At 36.4% G+C, this 22568-nt stretch carries 14 protein-coding genes; 3 read left to right on the top strand and 11 right to left on the bottom strand.

Going from position 1 to position 22568, the window contains the following annotated elements; translation table 11 throughout:
- Window positions 1-38: 38 nt before the first annotated feature.
- The gene (locus KEM10_RS20475) at window positions 39-239 is read right to left on the bottom strand and encodes a hypothetical protein (protein ID WP_212218987.1); all 201 of its coding nucleotides are present in this window, start codon (window positions 237-239) and stop codon (window positions 39-41) included.
- 82 nt (window positions 240-321) lie between these two features.
- Between KEM10_RS20475 and KEM10_RS20470 the strand changes: the two genes are divergently transcribed.
- Window positions 322-1032, top strand: a complete 711-nt coding sequence (locus KEM10_RS20470; protein WP_212218983.1) for an XRE family transcriptional regulator — start codon at window positions 322-324, stop codon at window positions 1030-1032.
- A 797-nt stretch (window positions 1033-1829) separates the two neighbouring features.
- On the opposite strand, the gene KEM10_RS20465 is transcribed toward KEM10_RS20470, so the two are convergent.
- From KEM10_RS20465 to KEM10_RS20420, 10 genes are all read right to left on the bottom strand, one after another.
- Window positions 1830-2414, bottom strand: coding sequence for an RNA polymerase sigma-70 factor (locus KEM10_RS20465; protein ID WP_212218980.1), 585 nt, complete (start codon window positions 2412-2414; stop codon window positions 1830-1832).
- Between the two features lie 645 nt (window positions 2415-3059).
- Entirely contained in the window at window positions 3060-3926 is an 867-nt protein-coding gene (locus KEM10_RS20460) for a carbohydrate kinase family protein (RefSeq protein WP_212218977.1), read from the bottom strand.
- Between the two features lie 4 nt (window positions 3927-3930).
- Window positions 3931-5289 carry a sugar porter family MFS transporter gene (locus KEM10_RS20455; RefSeq protein ID WP_212218974.1) on the bottom strand — a complete coding sequence of 453 codons (1359 nt, stop codon included), beginning with the start codon at window positions 5287-5289 and terminating at the stop codon, window positions 3931-3933.
- Between the two features lie 7 nt (window positions 5290-5296).
- Window positions 5297-7525 carry an alpha-galactosidase gene (locus KEM10_RS20450; protein WP_212218971.1) on the bottom strand — a complete coding sequence of 743 codons (2229 nt, stop codon included), beginning with the start codon at window positions 7523-7525 and terminating at the stop codon, window positions 5297-5299.
- Window positions 7526-7546: 21 nt separating this feature from the next.
- Window positions 7547-9112 (bottom strand): glycoside hydrolase family 32 protein, encoded by a 1566-nt coding sequence (locus KEM10_RS20445; protein WP_212218969.1) that lies wholly within the window; start codon window positions 9110-9112, stop codon window positions 7547-7549.
- Between the two features lie 25 nt (window positions 9113-9137).
- Window positions 9138-10616, bottom strand: a complete 1479-nt coding sequence (locus KEM10_RS20440; RefSeq protein ID WP_212218966.1) for a glycoside hydrolase family 32 protein — start codon at window positions 10614-10616, stop codon at window positions 9138-9140.
- 78 nt (window positions 10617-10694) lie between these two features.
- Window positions 10695-12437: a RagB/SusD family nutrient uptake outer membrane protein gene (locus tag KEM10_RS20435; RefSeq protein WP_212218963.1), complete on the bottom strand. Its 1743-nt coding sequence runs from the start codon at window positions 12435-12437 to the stop codon at window positions 10695-10697.
- A gap of 21 nt (window positions 12438-12458) precedes the next feature.
- Entirely contained in the window at window positions 12459-15848 is a 3390-nt protein-coding gene (locus KEM10_RS20430; RefSeq protein ID WP_212218961.1) for a SusC/RagA family TonB-linked outer membrane protein, read from the bottom strand.
- Between the two features lie 287 nt (window positions 15849-16135).
- Window positions 16136-17116: a FecR family protein gene (locus KEM10_RS20425; protein ID WP_212218958.1), complete on the bottom strand. Its 981-nt coding sequence runs from the start codon at window positions 17114-17116 to the stop codon at window positions 16136-16138.
- A 75-nt stretch (window positions 17117-17191) separates the two neighbouring features.
- Complete coding sequence (locus KEM10_RS20420; protein WP_212218955.1) at window positions 17192-17803, bottom strand: RNA polymerase sigma-70 factor; 612 nt, start codon at window positions 17801-17803, stop codon at window positions 17192-17194.
- 816 nt (window positions 17804-18619) lie between these two features.
- Here KEM10_RS20420 and KEM10_RS20415 point away from each other — a divergent pair.
- Together KEM10_RS20415 and KEM10_RS20410 are read left to right on the top strand one after the other, a co-directional pair.
- On the top strand, window positions 18620-21046 hold the full coding sequence (locus tag KEM10_RS20415; RefSeq protein WP_212218953.1) for a glycoside hydrolase family 2 TIM barrel-domain containing protein: 2427 nt from the start codon (window positions 18620-18622) through the stop codon (window positions 21044-21046).
- A gap of 91 nt (window positions 21047-21137) precedes the next feature.
- The gene (locus tag KEM10_RS20410) at window positions 21138-22559 is read left to right on the top strand and encodes a DUF1593 domain-containing protein (protein ID WP_212218950.1); all 1422 of its coding nucleotides are present in this window, start codon (window positions 21138-21140) and stop codon (window positions 22557-22559) included.
- Window positions 22560-22568: the final 9 nt, after the last annotated feature.

Below are 22568 nucleotides of genomic sequence, written 5' to 3'. Positions count from 1 at the left end.
ACTGATCCCTAATTGAAGAATTGAAAAAAAGAGAACCTTTATTTTCCTGATTCGTCTAATACTACATTATTAGCTTCCTGCTCTAATAATTCTTTAGCTCTTTTCCTGATCTCTTTAGCTTTCGGACTATTATTAACATACATCAATACCATCCTGATTGTCTGATCACTTACAGAGTACTCTTCTTTGAGTATTTCCTTGTGTTTAGCTGCTAGATTAATTTGAGGTCGTACTGCCATCGTTTTAAAAGTTGTTATTTTTAAATCTTATTTCTAAATTGCTTTTACAAATTAAAACAGAATATTCTGCATAATCAAGAAAATGAATAAAAAAAATACAGAAATATCTGCAAGGGTGGAGAAGTTAATTGAATATCTAGGAGTTACGCGCAGTGATTTAGCTAAAACACTGGGATACAGTAGGGCTCAGAGTATTTATGATATCATAAATGGTAAAAGCTCACCTAGTTACGACTTCTTTAATAAGTTATTCAATTCAGAATATTCTGAAAAGATAAATCCTGATTGGTTGATTACAGGAAAGGGATCTATCGGAAGAAAAGACTATACTAAACCACAAAATGATTTTAGCCTGGCTAGTGATCACAAGGAAGATTACCAAACAATACCTTTATACGACCTGGAAGCATCTGCAGGTTTAGTGCCACTATTTAAAAACGGTTCTTACGATCCTATTGATCAGATTAGTATACCTGGTATTCCTAAGTGTGATGGTGCAGTTCATGTTACAGGAGATAGCATGTATCCATTATTAAAGTCAGGTGATATTGTGCTATATAAAAAGATAAACAATATTGCTGATAATATATTCTTTGGTGAGATGTACCTGATATCAGTTGACATGGATGGAGAGGAATACATTGCAGTAAAGTATATCCAGAAAAGTGAAAAGATTGATCACATACGCCTGGTTAGTTACAACCAACATCATGCAGAGAGAGATGTTCCACTATCTAAAATTCGCGCACTCGCATTTGTAAAAGCCAGTATTCGTATCAATAGTATGAACTAAAGTACATAGACAACCATCATGTGTGGGACTTTTTTAAACACAAATAGGTCTCATATATTTTTAATTTGTTTCTATTCATATAGTTATGCCTTTTTCATGCATGTTTTTATAAATACATTATTATGCTCTTAATGCAGAATATTCTGCATTTTATATCATATTACAATACACTATCATGTTTTTTATGAACCTGATCAACTACTATTTTGTAGATGCAACTGTAGATGCAACTGTAGAACCAAAATAAAAAGTACATTTTTTCTATTTTTAATACATCGAAGTAAACAGCATAAAAAAAGACCTATAATTTATAGGTCTTAATACGCTTTCTTTCCTTGTATATTAACGGTTTTATACTATTTGATTACTGTGTTTCAATAAAAAGAAATAATGTTAATATTTAGCTTCTCTGTAATTCACTACCAATTCATATTTTATTCACTTTCTGTACTTTTTATTTTTGCTTAAATTTGTTTTACGAATTACTTCAAAGCCTTTATTAATGCGCTTTTCAGTGTTTTTATCAATTTTTCTTTTTATGTACTTTCTTATTTATCCCCTATACATCGGTCTCTTCTAGTTGGTGGTGTTTATATTTTTCTAATATGTCTTTATCGAACTTACTTTTCATTTATAAACTTTTGGCTGTTGTTAATATTGGATTCACTTAGCCTTTCATAAAGTAATACACATGAAAGAACAATATCTAACATTCATTAACACATTTTTTTTGAAAAAACTTAAACTAACTCGTTATATCTACTGATATACTGATCTTTAAGAAATGATATTTTTTTCTATAGAAATAAGAAAAAATACAAGATCAGTCCAATATTGGCTTCTGGAATATGTTTGCGTAAATATTTTAAGGCTGCAGAAATCTGGTTATCGACAGTTGCCGGAGATATTTGTAATTCTTCCGCTATCTGCTTTGAACTCTTTCCTTCTTTTCTGCTCTTAATAAAAATCTCTTTTTGTCGCAGAGGAAGTTCCTCTATAATTTGATCAATTTGATTGAGAGCTTCTTTAAATTCTATTTGTTCTTCAAGGTTAACTGATTTTTCATCTTGAACCTTTTCTGAAAGTATGTATTTGTTGTGCTGCTCCTTTTGACGAAATAGATTGCACATTTTATGGTAGGCAATGGTAAACAGGTAAGATTTTAATGAGGACTCTCTATTTAGTTTCGCTCTATTCTCCCAAAGTTTCAGAAATACATCTTGAACTAATTCTTCTGCCTCTTCATTTGACTTTAAATAACTTATAGCAAAAGCGTATAATCGATTTCCATATTTTTCAAAAATTAAATCAAAAGAATTCATATCTCCAACATGAAGCTGATCAACCAGAAAAATATCCGATAAATGCTTTGATTTATTCATAAGTATATGATTCAATAAAGTTATTTAAAAATGAAAACCATCTACTAAATATTTATAAATATATATTTTTGTTAATATTTGTAAATCCCCATTTCACAAACAAAGATAAAAATCGTTTTGAAATACAAAACAAGAATACTATAGTTTATTTAAAAACCTTTAAACATAGGCATCCTAGAAGGAAACAGTATTTAAGGGAGATTTAACTATGTTCTTTCTCTCAAGATTTCGCTTGTATTATACTTTAAGTAAGTCTCCTATATTTAAATAACTAAATTGTTATCACTTGCAGATATGTTGAATAACCAGCTTTAACACCAATCTTTTAAGGTTAAAAAAATAGACCTATTAATAATCCAGTTTTTGAGACTGTCAAAACCTGCATGTGATATCGAAGGAAAATTGTCTTAGTCAAGGTTGGTTTCAAAAAACTTGGAATGGAATAATAGATTTCCCAATTTTTAAATATCTATTTTCGTCATTCAGGAGAAATAACAGACCAAAATAACATCATTGTAAAGTCATTCAGAAATTCTGGAAATGCCTGAATTTGGCATATAGTCGTAATATGAATAAACTCAAAAAGACCAACTTGTGTAAGTCAGTCTCTTTATTGGTCTGCTAATTATTTATAAGTACACAACTTTAAATATTTGAATACTCGGGCATGGCACCATGTTGTGTGCAAACAAAAGCCGATAACTTAACGGCCATTTCATGCGTTTCTTTTAATGATTTTTTTGACAGAAAACCTGTAATCATGGCTGCCGTAAACGAATCACCGGCTCCTACCGTATCTGCCACCTCAACCATAGGTGTTTCTATAAAACTGACTTCAGCCGGGGTTATTAGGTAACTGCCTTCTGTTCCACAGGTGAGCGCTACCATTTTTAAATGATAATTTTTCAGAAGAGTTTGACAGTTCTCTACATCATCACCTTGTAAACCCATCATCTCAGAAACAACCTTAATTTCCTCATCATTAATTTTAAGAACATTACACATCATCAGCGAATCTTCTAACAACTCTTTTGAATAAAAATGCTGCCGCAGATTAATATCAAAGACCTTTAAAGCGTCATTAGAAACCTGATTTACAAAACTTCTAATGGTAGTTCGAGAAACGTCTCCTCGTTGAGCTAAAGAGCCAAAACAAACAGCATCTGTTGAGTTAGCCAACTTATTATATTCGGGTTTCATATGTATAAAATCCCAGGCAACAGGTTGACAAATTTCGTATTGTGGCACTCCCTTCTCATCCAAAGTAACTTTTACTGTTCCCGTATCTTTATCAACACGTTGCATATCGTATTTTAAATCAACAGCATCCATTTTATTAATAATTTCAACACCTAATTCATCATTGCCTATTGCACTGATTGCCATGCTATCCAATCCTAACTTAGAAGCATGATAGGCAAAATTACATGGAGCTCCTCCCATTTGTTTATGATCGGGAAATACATCCCATAATAACTCACCTATGCCTATTACTAATGGTTTCTTTGCCATAATTTTAAATCAATCCAAGTTCTTTTTCAATTTGTTCCAACGATTTCCCTTTGGTTTCAGGGATCCGGAATTTTACAAACACAAAAGCTATAACGCTGAATATACCAAAGATACCAAACAGGTAACTTAGCCCCAATTGCCCTTGTATAACAGGTGCGAAATAAACTGTCAGGAATGTACATAACCAGCTTACGGCTGTTGAAAATGACATGGCCACACCTTTAATTCTATTGGGGTATATTTCTGATATAATTACCCACATAACAGGAGCAAACGAAGCTGCAAAAAAGGAGATATAAACCAATAAGGCAATGAGTACTCCGGCTCCGTACTGAGTCTGTTTACTAAATTCAAAGGTTAGATATGCCAGTGAAACAACCATACCTACTGCTCCCCAAAGCAATAAACTCTTTCTACCCCTTTTATCAACCAGCCAAAGAGCAACAATTGTCATCAGAAAATTAACCAAACCAACAATCATAGCCTGCATCATCGAATCTCCTTGTGCCGATCCAGCCGCTTTGAAAATATCGGGTGCAAACATGATAACTGCATTAATTCCTGTTATTTGTTGTAGCGCAGCAATGGCTGTTCCAATGGCAACAATTTTACCTGTTTTCCCCTTAAACAGTTCTGAAACCCTAACCTTTTCTTTTAATTTTTCCTCCTTTATAACTCTCTCTATTTGCTCCATTTCATTATTTACCAACTCCTCTCCTCCAATCTTTAACATTACAGCTTCGGCCTCAGTTTTTCTCCCTTTTGCAATTAACCATCGCGGGCTTTCCGGAAAAGAAATTAGTATAAAAATGAAATAAAAAATACTGAATATCGCTGGTACAGCTAGCATATAACGCCAACTGTCATCTCCTAAATCAATAAGAAAATAATCGAAGATATAAGCTAAAACAATTCCAATGGTAATGGCAAACTGATTCATTGAAACTAACCTTCCTCGACTATGTGCAGGTGATATTTCAGAAATATACATAGGCCCCACTACCGATGTAGCTCCTACAGCCAAACCTGATAGTACTCTGAACACAATCAATATCACAGATGATTCGGCTAAAGCACACCCCATGGCAGAAATTATATACAGTAATGCGGTTGCCTGCATCACTTTCTTTCGTCCATATTTTTCGGTGAAATTGCCAGTAAAAAGGGCCCCGATTAAACAACCAAATGTTAATAAGGCAGCAACGGTTCCCAAACCGCCATCGGTTAAAGAAAATTCACTTTTTAGCATATCAACAGCACCTGATATACCAGCCATATTTAATCCAAATAACAAGCCCCCATTAATAGCTACAAATGTGATCCAATATAAATAAGTTGCGTGTATTTTATTATTCGTCTCCATAAATTTACTATTTATTATCACCAACAGCTTTTAGTTTAAATACAGCACTATCAAACTGTTCTGAAAGAGTTAATTCTATACCCACATTCATCAGGTAAGATGCAGAAAACGTTTGACCATCACCCAAAAATTGACTATCGCCTTGTTTATTGATTTCAACAATCTGATACTCTTTATTCGTATCCAGTCCGTTTAGTTTAATGGTTGAATAAACTCCACGCGTATGCTGATCGGTACTAAAAGCATAAAGTACAGCCGATTCTTTATCCTTTGAAACAAACATTTGAGATGCATAACCTCCTTCATCATAAGGCGATTGTAATCGGTACAAATCACCGTTGGTTATTATCGGACGTATAAATTGTTTATAGTTTTTGATGGCATCTTCGGCAAATATTCGATCCTCTCCCTGAATATCTTTAGGCTGCAATTCCATTCCCAAGCGACCGGTCATGGCCACATCAAAGCGAAATTTTAGTGGAGTAACGCGCATGGTTTGATGATTAGGACTAGTTGACACATGCGATGCTGCCCCCACTGGTGGATAAATTAAAGTGGTTCCGTATTGAATAAAAATGCGCGATAAAGGATCGGTATTATCTGATGTCCAGTACTCGTTATGATATTTTAATGCACCATAATCCAGTCGTCCACCACCTGAAGCGCAATCCTGAATTACAAAGTCAGGATATTTGGCACGAATGCGTTCATAAACAGCATACAAACCCTGCGTATAGCCATTCCATAGATGAGTCTGCTCCGAGGAAGGTAAATAAGTTGATCCGGCCTGTTCCACATGTCGGTTGGCATCCCACTTTATATATTCAATACCGGGGTGAGTAGTTAATAAACTATCAAACACATTGTAAACAAAATCCTGCACTTTGGGATTTGACAAATCCAATAGCAACTGATTTCGCCAGGTAATTTTCTCTCGTCCATTACTTTGCACAATCCACTCCGGATGATTTTCGGCCAATTCGCTTTTAGGATTCACCATTTCAGGCTCAATCCACAATCCAAATTTGAGTCCTTTTTTGTGCGCATATTTAATCAAGTAATCAATCCCGTGGGGTAATTTCTTTTTATTGGTTTGCCAATCGCCCAAACCGGCAGTGTCGCTGTTTCGAGGATATTTATTTCCAAACCAGCCATCATCCAGCACAAAAGTCTCAATTCCCATTTCGGCAGCATCATCCATCATGCCGGTTAGTGTTTTTTCATCAAAAGTAAAATACGCACCTTCCCAACTGTTTAGCACAATATCATGTATTTTATTTCCGCCAACCATAGCATATGTGCGGCCCCAGTCGTGCAGATTACGTGAAACCTGACCACGCCCTTCGTTACTATAGGTGTAAATCATTTCAGGCGTAGTAAATTGCTCCCCTGTTTTTAAGGTCCAGTCCGAATGGAATGGATTGATACCACTTACAATATTAAGCATTTTCCACTCATCCAGCTGAAAAGCCAAACGGTAGTTACCCGACCATGCTAATGCACCCCCATAGCATTCTCCCGAATTTTCTAAAGATGGATGGTTCAAACTTAAAATAAACGAAGCATTTTCAGTTTGTGTTGTTCTCACTCCTTTCTTGCAATCGATAACTTTAATGCCATTTTCAATCTTCTCTTCCACCATAGTCATTTCGCCAGCCCAGGCACCATAAAAATGTGTTAAGTAATAGCTTTGAGCTTTCAATGGCAAATAAGATGAAGCATAATTAGTGAGCTTCACAGCTCCTTCCTCATCATTTTTTATCACCGTCCACTGACTGATTACATCTTCTTTGTAAAAAGCTTTGGTATGAAGTTCAACGGTAAAGTCATATACCGGATCTTTTAATTGGATAACTGTTTCTTCGACATTTGGGTTCGATTTGTCGACATTTACACCATTATAAATCAACTCGGTATTTAAACTACCATCGGAATGAATGACTGTTAAAGCCGGTTCATTAATATTTCCATGTCCAAAGGCAGGATAGGCTTCGTAAGAGAAATCTCTATCAGTATCCATTTTAGGATAAGCCCTTTGCTGCATAAAGTCATCGTTTGCATCAACCTTTGCTCCATAATGTTGAAATACCAGCCGTCCATCTTTATCCACCGCATAAACCAGAGAGGTTGACTGAGTTTGAATTTCTATGACGTTGGAATTTTGTGCAACTATCACTGAACATGGCAGTAGTAAAATTCCTATAGCGAATAGTATCGTTTTTAATGTTGTTTTCATGATTTTCATATTGGATTTAGATCACCAAATTGATTTAATTTCAGCCAATTGAGAATGAGTCATCGAAATAGCTTGTCCATTAGAAAATATTTTTAATTTACTGAATGGCTGAGTACAAAAGAATATTTCGGTCATGACCAAATCTCCATTATCAACAAATATTTCCATCGAAGCTGCATCGATGAAGATCTCCAAATTCAAGGTTGATCCTGTTTGATAAGGTGCTGTTGAGATATGTGCAAACTTTTCGGAAAAACTTAAATTACCCGATTGTGTACGATCAAATTGAAACTGTTTTGTCGAATCAACATAGCTAAATTTTATTTGCTCATTTAGGTTGTTTTCTAAAATAATTCCAAATTCGTGAGGAATAGAATCACCTAATTCAAAATCAAACACCAAATGACTTTGATTCAGATTTATTCCGTTTGTATTTAGCACAGCCTCATCGCTTATGCTTTTAACTTGATTTGAAATAACAGTTTCAGTATTGATGATTTTATTGATTTCTTCAACTGGTGTAGATCGCACCATAAATTCATCTTTCTTTTTCACTAATGAAAGAACACGAGGCAAGGTCATTGCACTTCTCCATTTTTTAGTCGGAACCACTTGTGCATAATCCCAATTACTCATCCACCCCATAAAAATTCTGCGACCATCTTCTTTAGGAACATCAGCCCAGGTTACCCCAGCATAATTATCATGTCCCCAATCTAACCACTTGGTTTCTTTTGTATCGGCATTAAACTTACGCCCATCAAATTCACCCGTAAAATACTGGGTTGCGGAGCCTCCATTGGGTCCACCCGGATTAATATTTACAATTAATACCCATTTAGCCTCATCTGTATCATCTACCTTCAAAGGAAATAAATCAGGACATTCCCAAACGCCTCCATGACCGCCCGCATCAACACCAAAATCACTTTCATATTTCCATTCTTTTAAATTATCAGAGGAATATATTTGTACATGATCGTGTGCCGAAAGCACCAAATTCCATTTTTGAATGTCTTCATTCCAAAAAACATTGGGATCACGAAAATCTCTATTCCCGTCATTAGGTATCACAGGATTACCTTCATATTTGATCCAGCTTCGTCCTTTATCAATACTATAAGCAATGGCCTGCGACTCCACATCCACTCCACCAGCTTCAGCAATTAGCGCATTGTGGTAGGTATATATGGCAATCAATGGAGGATTCTCCTGGGTACCTAATCCACTGGTATTTTTCCAGTCAACCACTGCACTTCCTGAGAAAATATAACCTAAGCTATCAGGATATAAGGCAATGGGTAAATGCTGCCAGTGGACCAAATCGGTGCTAACTGCATGCCCCCAGTGCATGGGCCCCCAAACCGTACTATCAGGATAATATTGATAAAACAGATGATATTCACCATCGTAGTATACCATTCCATTGGGATCGTTCATCCAGGCTGAATCTGGCGAAAAATGGTATTGCGGTCGATATTGCTCTGTATATCTTATCTCTTTGCTTTCCGTCTGTTTATCTGAACCAGAAGAACAAGCCCATATTAACATGGGAATTAAAAATATTATATAGGATTTATAATTCATCTTTATTAGTTTAGCTGTTATAATTTCACTTCAACTCTGTAATCTTTCCTTCCTGTAAACTGATGGAACCATTCTTACCAAAAAACTGAAAATCAACCACATCTCCTTCAAAAACAAACTTTCTTGATACCCCCACCAATCCTTCCATGGCAAATAATTCAACTGATTTTTGATCGATAATCAAGGTCATATCAACTTGTGGCTCATTGGTAACATATGGAGCATAGTTAAAACCATCCCATGTATCGGGGTAATTCTTTTGAATGGATGGATCAGAAATAAAGAAATACCTTCGTTCTGCCTGATAGCCTACAATTAGCTCCTGCCCATTATCATTCGATATTTTAACACCAAAAACCTCTGCCATCCCCAGATACAAACGATTATCAACATTAAATTTCAAATCAATCTTTATAGGTAATTGAGCTTTTTCTTCAATTTGCTTCTGATCAGCCAACTCTATACCTGATATAAAAGTATTACTCGCTGAATTGGATTCAGCCAGATTAGTTGGCTGTTGAATAAGGTATAAATCATTAAACTTCTCAATTAAACTTAGTTTACGAACCAATGAAAACTCTGTTTGAGCATCATCAGGCAGATTAAATTTTTGATAGATTGAATTGTAAATACTTCCGATCAAAACAGGCTGTTTATTTACAGTATAATAATCTGAAAGAACAACGGTTTGATAGATATCACTTCCATGATCAATCCACTTGGGTTTATTATGAGATGACACATAAGAGAAACCGTCATAGTCACCAACAAAATACTGTACACCACTCCCTTCATTGGGCGAACCTTTATCAGCACTAATGGTTAGTATCCACTTTATTACTCCTGTTTTTTCTACTTCCATCGGAAAGAAATCAACACTTGTCCATTCGCCTGATTTCAAATACACATCATCGCCAAATCGACTTACATATTCCCATTCTTTCAAATCATCTGAAGAATAGAATTGAACCTGGTATCCCGATAACACCAACATATTCCATTTCTGAGTATTATCGTTCCAAAACACTTTCAAATCCATTATTGGATCTGATAAACCATCGAGTAATATGGAGACATCTGAATCTTCGTTCCATGTTAAACCATTATCATGACTGAATAAGAGGCTTAATTCTCCCGATTTATCATCATTACTACAAAATGCGATTAAACCAGGCTTTTCATTGCTGTATTTTGTCAGGTAACTCCAATCAACCAAAATACTCTTAATATTATTCTCAGTTGCTGATTCTATCCTCATTGGTACATTATTCCAATGCTGTAAATCTTTGCTTTCCACCTGCCCCCATTTTTTGCTCTTTCCATCAATTGAATAGGTATAATACAGATGATAGACATCATCAACACAAATTATTTCAACCGGTTTTGTTAGTGCCGAATCCTGTAAACTAAAGTGTATAGATGTTCTGATATTTTTATTACCACAACCAGAGCCCCCAAAAAAAACAATCAAAACCAGTATTATATTTGCTATGGAATTTTTCATTTCAACTTGAATTTGTTTGAGATATTTTGGGTTAATCATGGCAGAAGCAATATACTTCCACCATGATTATATTATTTATTAGTATCCTACATTTTGAGTATAAGAATCCACCGTAAAGTCGATTTCGCGTTGCGGAATTGGAAAATACTCATCTCTACCAGCAGTGAACTTTGCATTATTCAAAAAATCGTGTCTTGTTTTTTCCTTTTCTAAATAATCATTCAAAGTAGTAGCGGCTATACCCCAACGAACTAAGTCGAAGAAACGAGGACTTTCCAATGCAAACTCCAAACGACGTTCCCAACGAAGAGCAATACGTGCATTTTCCTGATTCCATGCCAGATTAGTTCCGTCATATTCCGAGATTAAATAATTGGATGGAGCAGAACCATCTGCAAAACGAGTTCTTCCGGTACTTTCAGCAGCTCTTTTTCGTACCTGATTAATAAGAGGACGGGCCATCTCAGGTTGCCCCAACTCAATGTAAGCTTCGGCTTGCATTAAAAGCACATCGGCATAGCGGATTACATCTATATTTTTAGATACGCCCATAAACGGACCTTCTTTCTTATAACAAGAACAATCGGCAGCCTGTTGCTCTTTCATACTCTGAAAATAGCCATAAACTCCAGGATCGCGTACCCAGCTGTTACTAAAGATATAATTCTCTTCGTTTCTGTATTTGTACGGATGTCCGTCTAAACCTACTGAATGATCTATACGAGGATCAACTGTTACGCCATCAGGTGTAATATCAGCAGCACTCAACTCCACATCGTTGAAAGTGTCAAATTTAGGCAGTCCGGTTGTACTGGTTGCAAATGCATTTACCAAATTCTGACTAGGTTGATGAAATCCACAACAACCATACTGAGGAGCTCCATGCGGATAGTTTAATCCATTTTCAAAGTTCAATCGACCAACAGTAGTTCCATCACTAATTGAAAACTGAATGGCAAAAACAGATTCAGGTCCATTATCATAACCATCCAGAAAATTCTCACCAAAATCAGGTTGCAAACTGTAACCTCCTTTAGTGATTACATCTTCACAAAGATCAACCACCTCCTGCAACCGTTCTTTATTGATATTAATAACCTGGTTATTATCATCTTGTTCATATGCCTGATACAATCTTAGTTTTGCCAAATAAGCTTCAGCAGCATATTTATTAGCCCTACCAACTTCAGGTTGCTTTCCAGGTAGATTATTCATGGCAAATTCAAAATCTTCGGCGATTTTACTCCATAATTCATCGTTTGTATAAGCACGGTTTTTGGTGGCTAATATTTCTTCTTTACTAAGATCTTCTGTGATATATGGAATGTATTTAAAAAGCACTTTCAACATAAAATGGGAATGACCTCTTAAGAATCGAGCCTCTGCCATTCGTGTCTTACGTAAGGCATATTCTTCATCAGTCAACTCATTAAGAGTTTTTAAAGCTGAATTAGCACGAGAAATAGCCCGATAGTAATTCTCCCAAGTAAAAGGCAAACCGGCTAACCAATTTTGAAATGGCTGAGTCAGATTATACTGCTCATAAAAGTTGAACGGTTCCATATCGGCTACACCACCTCCTCCTTTGTAGGCATCATCAGACCTAACACTTCCATACACCCACATACTTGCAATAGGACCAATCATATCATCATTTCCAATACCGGCATAAGCGGCGGTAACCAATCCTTCAGCGGCATCGATGGTAGGACTGCCGGCTGTGATAAAACCCTGAGGTTCTGTTTCGAGATAATCGCTACAAGAAAGAGCTAAGATGCTAATCAGTGCTACGATGTATATATTGATATTTTTCATTTTCATGACTTAATTAGTTTTGATTGATTAGAATGAAACATTTACGCCTACTGAGAAAGTTCGGGGAATTGGCACTAAATCCAGATTTGTACGTTCGGGATCCGGCCCCTGAAATTCCTTACTCTTAATCCAGAATAAATTTTCGGCCATTGCATAGAAACGAAGTTTTTCCATGTGCAAACGTTCCATGATTCCAGCTGGTAATGTGTATCCAACCTGAACATTACGTAACTTAAAGTACGAGGCATTCACATTCAGATAACTGGAAGTACGTGTTTCGTTATTACTATCTGATAAAGTCAATGCAGGCACATCAGAATTTGGATTTTGAGGCGTCCATGCATTAAACACACCAGGACCAACATTGTCGCGACCACGAATAAAGTCGTTATAAAAGGTGTAAGGATCATATCCTGTTTTTCCGGCTACTCCAGATCCGAATATCGAAACATCATAATTCTTGTAGTTCAAATCAATGCGAAGGCTGTATTCCAATTTAGGAAGCAGGGTTCCCAAAAACTTCTGATCAGAAGAATTGATAACACCATCATTGTTTAAATCGGCCCATCTGATACGGCCTGGTGCTGCACCCACCTGATCGGCATGCGCCTGCACTTCAGCATCATTCTTAAAAATACCATCGGCAACATAACCAAATATCGAAAGCTCTGAATGACCAACCACTGTTTGCTCTGAGTTACCCGGATAAGCTGTTCTTACCGCTTCGGGCAGATCGGTAATCTTATCGGCAAAATGACTGGCACTTCCTGCTACTTCATACATAAAATCGTCGTTTACCTGCTTACGATAGCTCAAAGCAAATTCCCAACCAGTATTCTTTTTGGTGGCTCCGTTTAAGAACTGTAGTTGTCCTTCGCCTAATGCTGAAGCTACTGGTGGTTGAATTAATATATCAGTCGTTTTTCGGGTATACCAATCAAAGGATCCAATCAACTTACCATTTGCAAAGCCAAAGTCCAATCCAAGGTTCAATTCATCTGTAGTTTCCCATCTTAATGCAGAATTGGCGGCTTGAACTGACACAAAACCAGAAGATAGATTACCCGTATTTTGTCCGTTTAAGTCATAGGCTGAACCTACATTCCAATAATTATCGAAGAAATTATTATGTGAGACACCATCCACCTGGCTGGCCACGGCTCCATAACGAGGTTCGTATAATCCAAGACTGGCAAAATCACCTACATCCTGGTTACCAACGCGTCCTACACCCGCTCTGAATTTTAAATTAGAAAAGATATCCATGTCTTTAATAAAAGATTCTTCACTCAAACGCCATCCGAAAGTGGCAGCAGGAAAAAATCCATATCTATTATCTGCTCCAAAACGAGACGAACCATCGCGACGTAAAGTAACTGAAGCCAAAAAGCGCTCATCATAATTGAAATCTATCTTACCAAATTGAGAGAACAAACGACTTCCGGTTGCTGTACCAAAGCTATTTCCGTTGTTGGTACCGGCGCTCAATACAAAGAACTCCTCTGTTTGCGTTGAAAAACCTTCTTTATAACCCATAAAATCCTGGAAATCGTCGCTTACTGCTTCAATACCCAATAAAAATCCGAATTTACTTTTTCCCCAATCCAGACTATAATGTGCGGTATTTGTCCATGTTACACTGGTAAAATCACTATTGTAAATACTCAGGTTATTAACCGATCTGGCAATAAAACCGTTGGTAAAAGCCGGTTCAATATCCTTATCCTTCACCATTGAATAATCAAGCCCTAAGGTTGTTCTAAAAACCAAATTCTTTACAGGTTGTATTTCAGCATATACACTTCCAAACAAATACTTACGATTGGTATTATCCCAGCGGTTAATGTATTGCATCATTAACGGATTATTTCTATCTGAATATCCTGATCCCAGTGGCCCGGCATATTCACCATCTGCTGTGTAAACAGGTATGGTTGGTGCCATGGTAACACCTAATCCGGGAGTTGGTGCATTACCCAAATCATTTGCTGCCAATGTTTCATTGGAAGATACAAATTGAGCATTTAATCCAAACTTAACCTTATCATCCAACAAACTGGTTTGTCCGTTAATTCTGGCTGTGATACGGTCGTAATCGGTATACTTTAACATTCCGGTGTTTTTGATATACCCCACATTCATTAATACCGATGATTTTTCTGTACCACCTGAGATAGTAAGATCATTATTAATCACAAAACCGGTTTGATAGATTGCATCCTGCCAGTCAGTATCACCCACCGGAACATTAGTATCACCTCCTACATATGGCTGCGGAGTAACACTATTTAATACAGGATTACTATAATCACCATTCCAGTCAAAGTTGTATATTTCCCCGTATCCACTGGCTGGATCAATACCATCATTAACTGAAGCCTGCCACAAAGCACGTCCTCGGTCTACTGCATTAAGCATATTTAAACGCTGTGATTTCTCGCTTTGAACTGATAGATTAGAGTTAAACTGTACACTAACCTCTCCTTTCTTGTCTGATCCGTTTTTAGTTGTAACTATCACTACTCCGTTTGAAGCCCGTGCTCCGTAAATAGAGGATGCTGAAGCATCTTTCAGTACCTGAACCGATACAATAGATCCGGCACTTAAGCCTTGAAATACTTCCGGACGTTTGGTTGGTACTCCATCAATAATGTATAGAGGATTGTTGTCACCCAAAGTATTTACACCCCTAATTAAGATACGATTATTGGCGGCATTAGGAGAACCACTTTTTTCGATATATAATCCAGGAACACGACCTTGTAAAGCCTGCATGGGGTTACCTGAACTTAAACTAACATTTTCTATCGATTCTAATTCAACTACCTCAATGGCTCCGGTTAAATCGGCCTTACGCTGAACCTGATAACCAATGGCTACCACCTCATCCAATCCAACCGATTCTTCCAATAAAGTAACATTTATGTCTGTTGCTCCATTTAAAGCAATTACTTGTTTTTGCATACCAATAAACGAGAACTCCAACACATCGGCTATACCCACATTACCCAAAGAATAGTTCCCATCAAAATCGGTGATGGTTCCCTCCGTAGTTCCTTGTATAACCACTGTTACACCTGGTAATGGAGCTCCTGATGCATCAGTAACCTTTCCGGTAACGGTAACCTTTTCAGGCTGCGCCTGCTGCTGAACATCCTTCACTTTAGTAACGGCAATGTACTGATCAATTACTTCGTATGTATATCCTGTATCTTTAAATATATCGGCAAGTACCTGATCAAGATCCTGATCTTCATAGTCAACAGCTACCATTCTGTCTAATATTTCCGCATCGGCTTTTAATACAAAATGGTAACCTGTTTTTGCTTCAATTTGCTCAATAACCTCCTCAAACGTAGAATTAATGTTTAAGGATATCTTTCCTGTTTGTGCGAAAGATTTTGAGTATAAATTCATACTTAAGATGAATATGAACAAGACTGTTAGCTTCATAATTCGCATAATTTGCTTGAGATCTGAATGATTCAGACTCAAATCCGGTTTTTTTTTCATAATTTTGAATGTTCGAGTTAATACTTGCCTGTTAGCGCAGGCGTTATTTCTTGATGTAGAACCGGATGCTGGTAACATCCGTTTTACAGTTCAGGTCGAGGATACTAACACTATTCACGGCCTGTTTTTTTTGTTAGCTTCTTTTGTTTGAAATACTTCTATTTTAGATTAATAATTAGTTAACTACGCACTCACTCCCAATAAATAAGAGTAGGTCTGTCTGATCGGTATTCGATTTGATAATGAAGTGAGGAAGTTCTTTTAAGCACTTCCAAAATCTGATCAATAGGTTTATTTTTCATGATCGATCCGAAGTACAACTCTTTAGCCAGCTTTTGATCTTTAATAATAATCTCAACATTGTACCATCGCTCCAATTTCTTTGCTATATCTTCCAGCTTTTCATTTCTAAAGATGATGATGCCATCTTGCCACGATGTGTATAAATCAACATCTACCTCTTTCACACTATATTTCTTTGAAACATCGTTATAGCTAATTTTTTGTCCTGGTTTCAGACGAACGATCTCATCTCCCTTTTTAGCTACAACCCCCAAACTTCCTTCTACCAATGTTGTGTTGATTTTTTCATCATCATCATAAGCCTGAATATTAAAAGAAGTACCATGCACTACAAAATCGAGCGCTTTGGTCTTTACTATAAAAGGATGTTCTGCATCTTTAGCTACATCGAAAAAAGCCTCGCCTGTTAATTCAACAGTTCGCTCGCCCTGGGTAAAGTTACCTGTGTATGAGAAGTGGCTTCCCGAATTTAATTGAACAACCGTTCCATCAGGTAAAGTGATATTGGACATTTGCCCGTAAGGGACATCAATCACGGCATTAGATACATAAACCGCCTCATCAATACCTCCCCATTTCAATTGTTTTTGAATGAACATGCCCAATGCAAAAAACAATATAACGATAGCTGCATAACGGGCAATAACATTAATTGATTGAATTTTTCTACGATGAATACTGCGTGATATTACCTGATTCCATATGCTATGACTATCCTCTGATGATTTGGATGTAAGAGCATAGGCTTTCTTTAGTTTTATAAACTCAGATTTGAATTCGGAAGAGTTTTCGATTTGTTTAAAAATCTCCTTCACTTCTTCTTCTGTAGCTTTACCTGATAAATATTTTATGACTTGAGTATGATCCATTTTTTTGCTTTATACCATTAGTACACGCAAACATGGATACACCCTATATCAAAATGAAGAAAATTTTAAAAAATGTTACGAAAGGTAACGAATCACTAATTGAACTAACACAGCTGGTAAGAATTCCGCCAATTTTATACTTAATTGTTTTAAGGCTCTTGTGATATTCGCTTCTACTGATTTTACTGATATTTGAAGTTCCTCAGCAATCTCCTTATTCTTCTTTGCATCAAATCGACTCATCATAAAAACCTGCTTGCATTTTTCAGGTAATTCATCTATTGCTCGATAAATCAATTCTTCCATTTCGGTAAATTCGATGGAATCAAAATCGAAGGAGTTCAATACTTCGGCATTAATATTACTCTCCATCTGATGCAGATGCTGATCTTCGTACCTTTTTACTACTTTTTGATGACGAATAAAATTAAGACATGCGGATTTTGCGAAGGTGTATAAAAAAGACTTTATACCATTGGATGATTCAATCTTCTCACGGTTCATCCAAAGATTAATGAATGCTTCCTGCGCCAGGCTGGCAGCTTTATCATGATCGAAAATAAATTGATAACAAAAACCAACTATAGCATCATAATTGGCTTTAAAAACATGTTCAAAGGCCGATTCATTGCCTTCTTTAAACTCTATGAATAAGAATTCATTTAAATCTTCAGTTTCAACTAACATGCACCCCCAAGGCTATTATTTATATTGTTATTTAAAAATAGCAAAAAAAACTGTTTTAAGAGTATCATTTAGTACAAGTAATAGATAAAAACAGTTTGTATTCATTTGTGTGCATTATAAATCAATGAAAAAGCCGGTCCTTACAGACCAGCTTCAATCACTATTTAACGCTAATTACTATACAATTATGCACTCATAAAACGCCAAACAATTAAACTCAGTAATAAAAAAAGTCTTTGAGATTATCAAAGTCATTAGAAATTTTTGAAGAAAGAATTGTATCAAAAATTCATTAACAGATTAGTTACTCTAATTTTGAAATATACTCTGAGGGCAGAACACCAAATTTACTTTTAAAGGCTTCCCTGAAATAAGCCATACTATTATAGCCAACATATATTTATCTTTAGATATGTCATTCAAAATTCCTATTTACTAAAGTATAGTTGCTAATACTATTTCGGTTGAATAACAAAGATAGACCTTTTAACAATTAGCCATTAAAACTTCAGAAAGGACTTAATCCAACTAAACATACAAACTACAAAATGACTAAATATAGACCTCATAAGGTAAAATTCCGTCTATTGAAAACATCGGATTTCAGTATTTTTGAATTTGAATATCGATGCTAGTGACTTCTTGTTATAAAAACATTCAACTTGATAAGTAATAACTTTAGATTGTTTCGTTGAGTTTATAGACTATTTATTTTTATTCGATAAGTTTACATTTTTGAAGAACAGATAATATAGAACAATACAAAAAGCCCTGGTAAAGTTGTTTACTAAATTTATAGCAAAGACAAAGTGATTTATGAAAAAAAAAGGATTTATTTTAATCGGTTTATTAATTTCAATGGCAAGTGCATTTATTGCCTGCAATCCACAAAATGAAAGCGAAAATCGCAAACAGTTTTTTAGTAATGACTGGAAGTTTCACTTGGGAGACATTGAAAAAGCCAGTATCTCAGAGTTTGATGATTCATCGTGGCGTACACTTGATTTACCGCACGATTGGAGCATCGAAGGACAAGTAAAGCAATCAAACCCTACCAGTAATGATGGAGGCTATTTTCCTGCAGGAATTGGGTGGTACAGAAAATCATTTAGCGTCCCTGCAGACTACAATGGAAAAAAAGTGTCCATTTATTTTGAAGGCGTTTATATGAATGCCGAAGTATTTGTTAATGGAAACTCTCTGGGAGTGCACCCATACGGATATACATCTTTCAAACACGACATATCACAATTTCTGCAATTTGGAAAGGAAAATGTAATTGCCTTAAAAGTCGATAATTCAATTCAAAGAAACTGCAGATGGTATAGTGGATCTGGTATTTACCGACATGTTTGGCTGCAGGTGACTGAACCTATTCTTCTTGATGAATGGGGACTGGCAATAACTACTCCTGTTGCAAATAATACTAAAGCCTTAGTTAAGATTGAATCCAATATCTATAATGAAACAGATTTAGCTAAAGAGGCTTTATTGAGAATTCAAATTAAAGATCAGTCAAATACAGAAGTTAGCATTCAAGAGAAAAAAGTAAAATTAGAAGCTAATAGTGTGCTCAAGGTTATAAATGAACTTACTATCACTAATCCTAAGCTATGGACCACTGAAACACCCAACCTTTATACGGCAGAAATATCTATTGTATCTGAAGGAAAAGAAGTTGATAAGTTAACTGAATCATTTGGTGTTAGAACAATAGATTTTAGTGCTGAAGAAGGATTTTTATTGAATGGTAAATCTACCATATTAAACGGTGGATGTGTTCATCACGACAATGGCTGTTTGGGAGCGGCTGCTTTTGACCGAGCAGAAGAAAGAAAAGTTGAACTGCTTAAAGAAGCTGGCTTTAATGCAGTAAGAACCGCACACAACCCACCATCAGAAGCTTTTTTAGATGCTTGCGACCGACTTGGCTTGTTAGTTATTGATGAGGCATTCGATGGCTGGAGAACTGCTAAAGCTCCGCAAGCACCTATGGATTATTCGCTTCATTTCGATAACTGGTGGAAGAAAGATATTGAAGCGATGGTTCATAGAGACAGAAATCATCCTTCGATAATTATGTGGAGTATTGGGAATGAAATAATTGAAAGAAAGAGCCCTGAAGCAGTAGAAACAGCTCGCATGCTGGCCACTCATGTTCGTGAGTTAGATCCTACTCGTCCGGTTACATCAGCTATGACATCCTGGGGTGAAGGATGGGAAATTTTTGATCCTTTGATGGCCGAACATGATGTTTGTGGTTACAACTACATGCTGCATCTGGCTGAATCAGATCACGAAAGAGTTCCCTCAAGAGTTGTTTTCAGTACCGAATCTTATCCAAGAGATGCTTTTTACTATTGGAATTTAATTCAGAAGAATAACTTCATTTTGGGTGATTTTGTGTGGACAGCCATGGATTACCTGGGAGAGTCGGGAATTGGTGGCTATTATTACCCTGGGGAACATGCCGACGAACATTACAGAAGTGATCGATTCCCTTGGCATGGTGCATACTGTGGTGATATCGACCTGATGGGGTGGAGAAAACCGATATCTCATTACAGAAGTATGCTTTATAACGATAATGAAAAGTTATACATGGCTGTTAAAGAACCAAATCCTGAAAATGGAAAAATAATAGTCACTGCATGGGGTGTCTGGCCAACCTGGGAAAGCTGGAACTGGCCTGGCTATGAAGGAAAAAACGTTGAAGTTGAAGTGTATTCGAAATACCCAAAGGTAGCCTTGTATTTAAATGATGAACTAATAGGTGAAAAGCCAACATCAGTTGCTGAGCAATTTAAAGCCACTTTTAGTGTTCCGTATCAAAAAGGAACATTAAAAGCAGTTGGATTCGAAAATGGTAAAGAAGTTGAATCAACTATTTTACAAACATCTGACAAGGCCGTAGCCATTGATTTAATTGCCGACCGAACAGAGTTAAAAGCTGACGGACAGGACTTATCGTATATTTCAATCGGAATGAAGGATACGAATGGCATTCTCAATCCTAATGCGGAGAATCAACTAAGTTTTAGCATAACTGGCCCTGGGGTAATTGCCGGAGTAGATAATGCTAATTTAAAAGATACAGATCTTTATGTGGCTAGCAGCAGAAAAACATGGAAAGGAAAAGCATTGGTTATTATTAGAAGTACAAAAGAAGCCGGTGATATTACTTTAACAGTTACTTCACCGGGCATGAAGGATTCTTCAATCGATATAAAAACCATAAAATAATACATCTTTATCCGATAAAATTACCAAAGGGACAGTGTCTCTTTGGTTTTCTTACTTAATATCTTCTTTCTGGTTTTAAAAAATAAAATCAATGAATAAATTATTAGCCATTGCCCTTTTAATTATACTTTCATCGGATTATTCTGCAATCATAGGGCAAAATACCAGACCTCGAGTAATTGTTACTACCGATGGAGAGGCTGATGACAGGGCTTCTATGGTACGCTTTCTACTAACATGTAACGAATTTGATGTAGAAGGAATCATCAACAGCAGCTCACAGTTTCATTGGGTGGGCGGAAAAGGATGGAATGCTTTTCACCCGGTTGACTGGGTAAAAGAATACATTGAACTGTATGCTAAGGTTTATAACAACTTGCAACAACACTCACCTAACTATCCTACACCTGAATATCTACTTAGCAAATGGAAGGTTGGTAATATCGAAGGAGTTGGAGAAGATGATATCAGAACCGAAGGTGCTGAACTAATTGCAAATGTTTTATTGGATAAGAGTGATGACCGACCTGTATGGCTGCAGGCCTGGGGAGGTTGTAATACCATCTCTCGTGCTCTTAAAATTATAGAAGAGGATTATCCAGAAAGAATGGAAGAAGCAGCCGCCAAAATGCGACTCTTCTTAATATGGGAACAGGATGGGACATATCAGGATTACATACGCCCTAACTGGGAAAAATATAATATTCCAACCATCATTGCCGATCAATTTGATTGTATGGCCTACATCTGGCCCAAAGTATTGCCTAAAGAGATAAATAGCTATTTTGAGGCTGAATGGATGCAGGATAACGTTTTAAATAATCATGGCTCTTTATGTGCCATTTATGAAAATAATTCAGGTGCATTCAATGCTGAAGGTGATACTCCTTCGTTTTTACACAGCATTCCAACAGGGCTTCGTAATATAGAAAATCCAGGATATGGAGGTTGGGGTGGCCGATATATTAACGTACGAAATAATGTATGGATGGATCCGGCTCCGACATCAGATTATACACATCCTGACGGACAAATAAGTATTCATAATAGCTGGTCGAAGATGATGGAAAACTGGAGCAAAGAAGATGAAATTGCAATCAGAACTGACTATTTTAAGCCTATTTGGCGATGGCTGCCTGCTGTTCAGAATGATTTTGCAGCTAGAGCTGATTGGTGTGTAAAAAATTATGCATCAGCTAACCACCACCCAGAGGTACGATTAAAAAAGACGCCTCTCAACATTGAAGCTAAAGCCGGATCTAAAATAAAATTGGATGCCTCCAATTCAATTGATCCGGATGGAGATAAGCTGAATTACAGTTGGTGGCAACATGTAGAAGCAAGTAACTATTCTGGTGAAAAAATGGAAGACTTTCATTCTGCAAAGGCAAAGATCACCATTCCATCAGATGCAAAATCAGGAGAAACCATTCATATGATTTGTGAAGTTTCTGACTCTGGAAAACCATCCTTAACAAGATATCAAAGAGTTATCATTACGGTTACAGATTAGTTAGAAATT

Origin of the sequence: Carboxylicivirga linearis, assembly GCF_018271995.1 — a bacterium.
Classification (GTDB): Bacteria; Bacteroidota; Bacteroidia; order Bacteroidales; family Marinilabiliaceae; genus Carboxylicivirga; species Carboxylicivirga linearis.
Note: the sequence above shows the minus strand (reverse complement) of the source record. Positions and strands in the feature narration are given on the sequence as shown.

Coding starts and splice junctions, on each gene's coding strand:
- KEM10_RS20475 (WP_212218987.1), bottom strand. CDS start 239: ATGGCAGTACGACCTCAAATTAATCTAGCAGCTAAACACAAGGAAATA.
- KEM10_RS20470 (WP_212218983.1), top strand. CDS start 322: ATGAATAAAAAAAATACAGAAATATCTGCAAGGGTGGAGAAGTTAATT.
- KEM10_RS20465 (WP_212218980.1), bottom strand. CDS start 2,414: ATGAATAAATCAAAGCATTTATCGGATATTTTTCTGGTTGATCAGCTT.
- KEM10_RS20460 (WP_212218977.1), bottom strand. CDS start 3,926: ATGGCAAAGAAACCATTAGTAATAGGCATAGGTGAGTTATTATGGGAT.
- KEM10_RS20455 (WP_212218974.1), bottom strand. CDS start 5,289: ATGGAGACGAATAATAAAATACACGCAACTTATTTATATTGGATCACA.
- KEM10_RS20450 (WP_212218971.1), bottom strand. CDS start 7,525: ATGAAAACAACATTAAAAACGATACTATTCGCTATAGGAATTTTACTA.
- KEM10_RS20445 (WP_212218969.1), bottom strand. CDS start 9,112: ATGAATTATAAATCCTATATAATATTTTTAATTCCCATGTTAATATGG.
- KEM10_RS20440 (WP_212218966.1), bottom strand. CDS start 10,616: ATGAAAAATTCCATAGCAAATATAATACTGGTTTTGATTGTTTTTTTT.
- KEM10_RS20435 (WP_212218963.1), bottom strand. CDS start 12,437: ATGAAAATGAAAAATATCAATATATACATCGTAGCACTGATTAGCATC.
- KEM10_RS20430 (WP_212218961.1), bottom strand. CDS start 15,848: ATGAATTTATACTCAAAATCTTTCGCACAAACAGGAAAGATATCCTTA.
- KEM10_RS20425 (WP_212218958.1), bottom strand. CDS start 17,116: ATGGATCATACTCAAGTCATAAAATATTTATCAGGTAAAGCTACAGAA.
- KEM10_RS20420 (WP_212218955.1), bottom strand. CDS start 17,803: ATGTTAGTTGAAACTGAAGATTTAAATGAATTCTTATTCATAGAGTTT.
- KEM10_RS20415 (WP_212218953.1), top strand. CDS start 18,620: ATGAAAAAAAAAGGATTTATTTTAATCGGTTTATTAATTTCAATGGCA.
- KEM10_RS20410 (WP_212218950.1), top strand. CDS start 21,138: ATGAATAAATTATTAGCCATTGCCCTTTTAATTATACTTTCATCGGAT.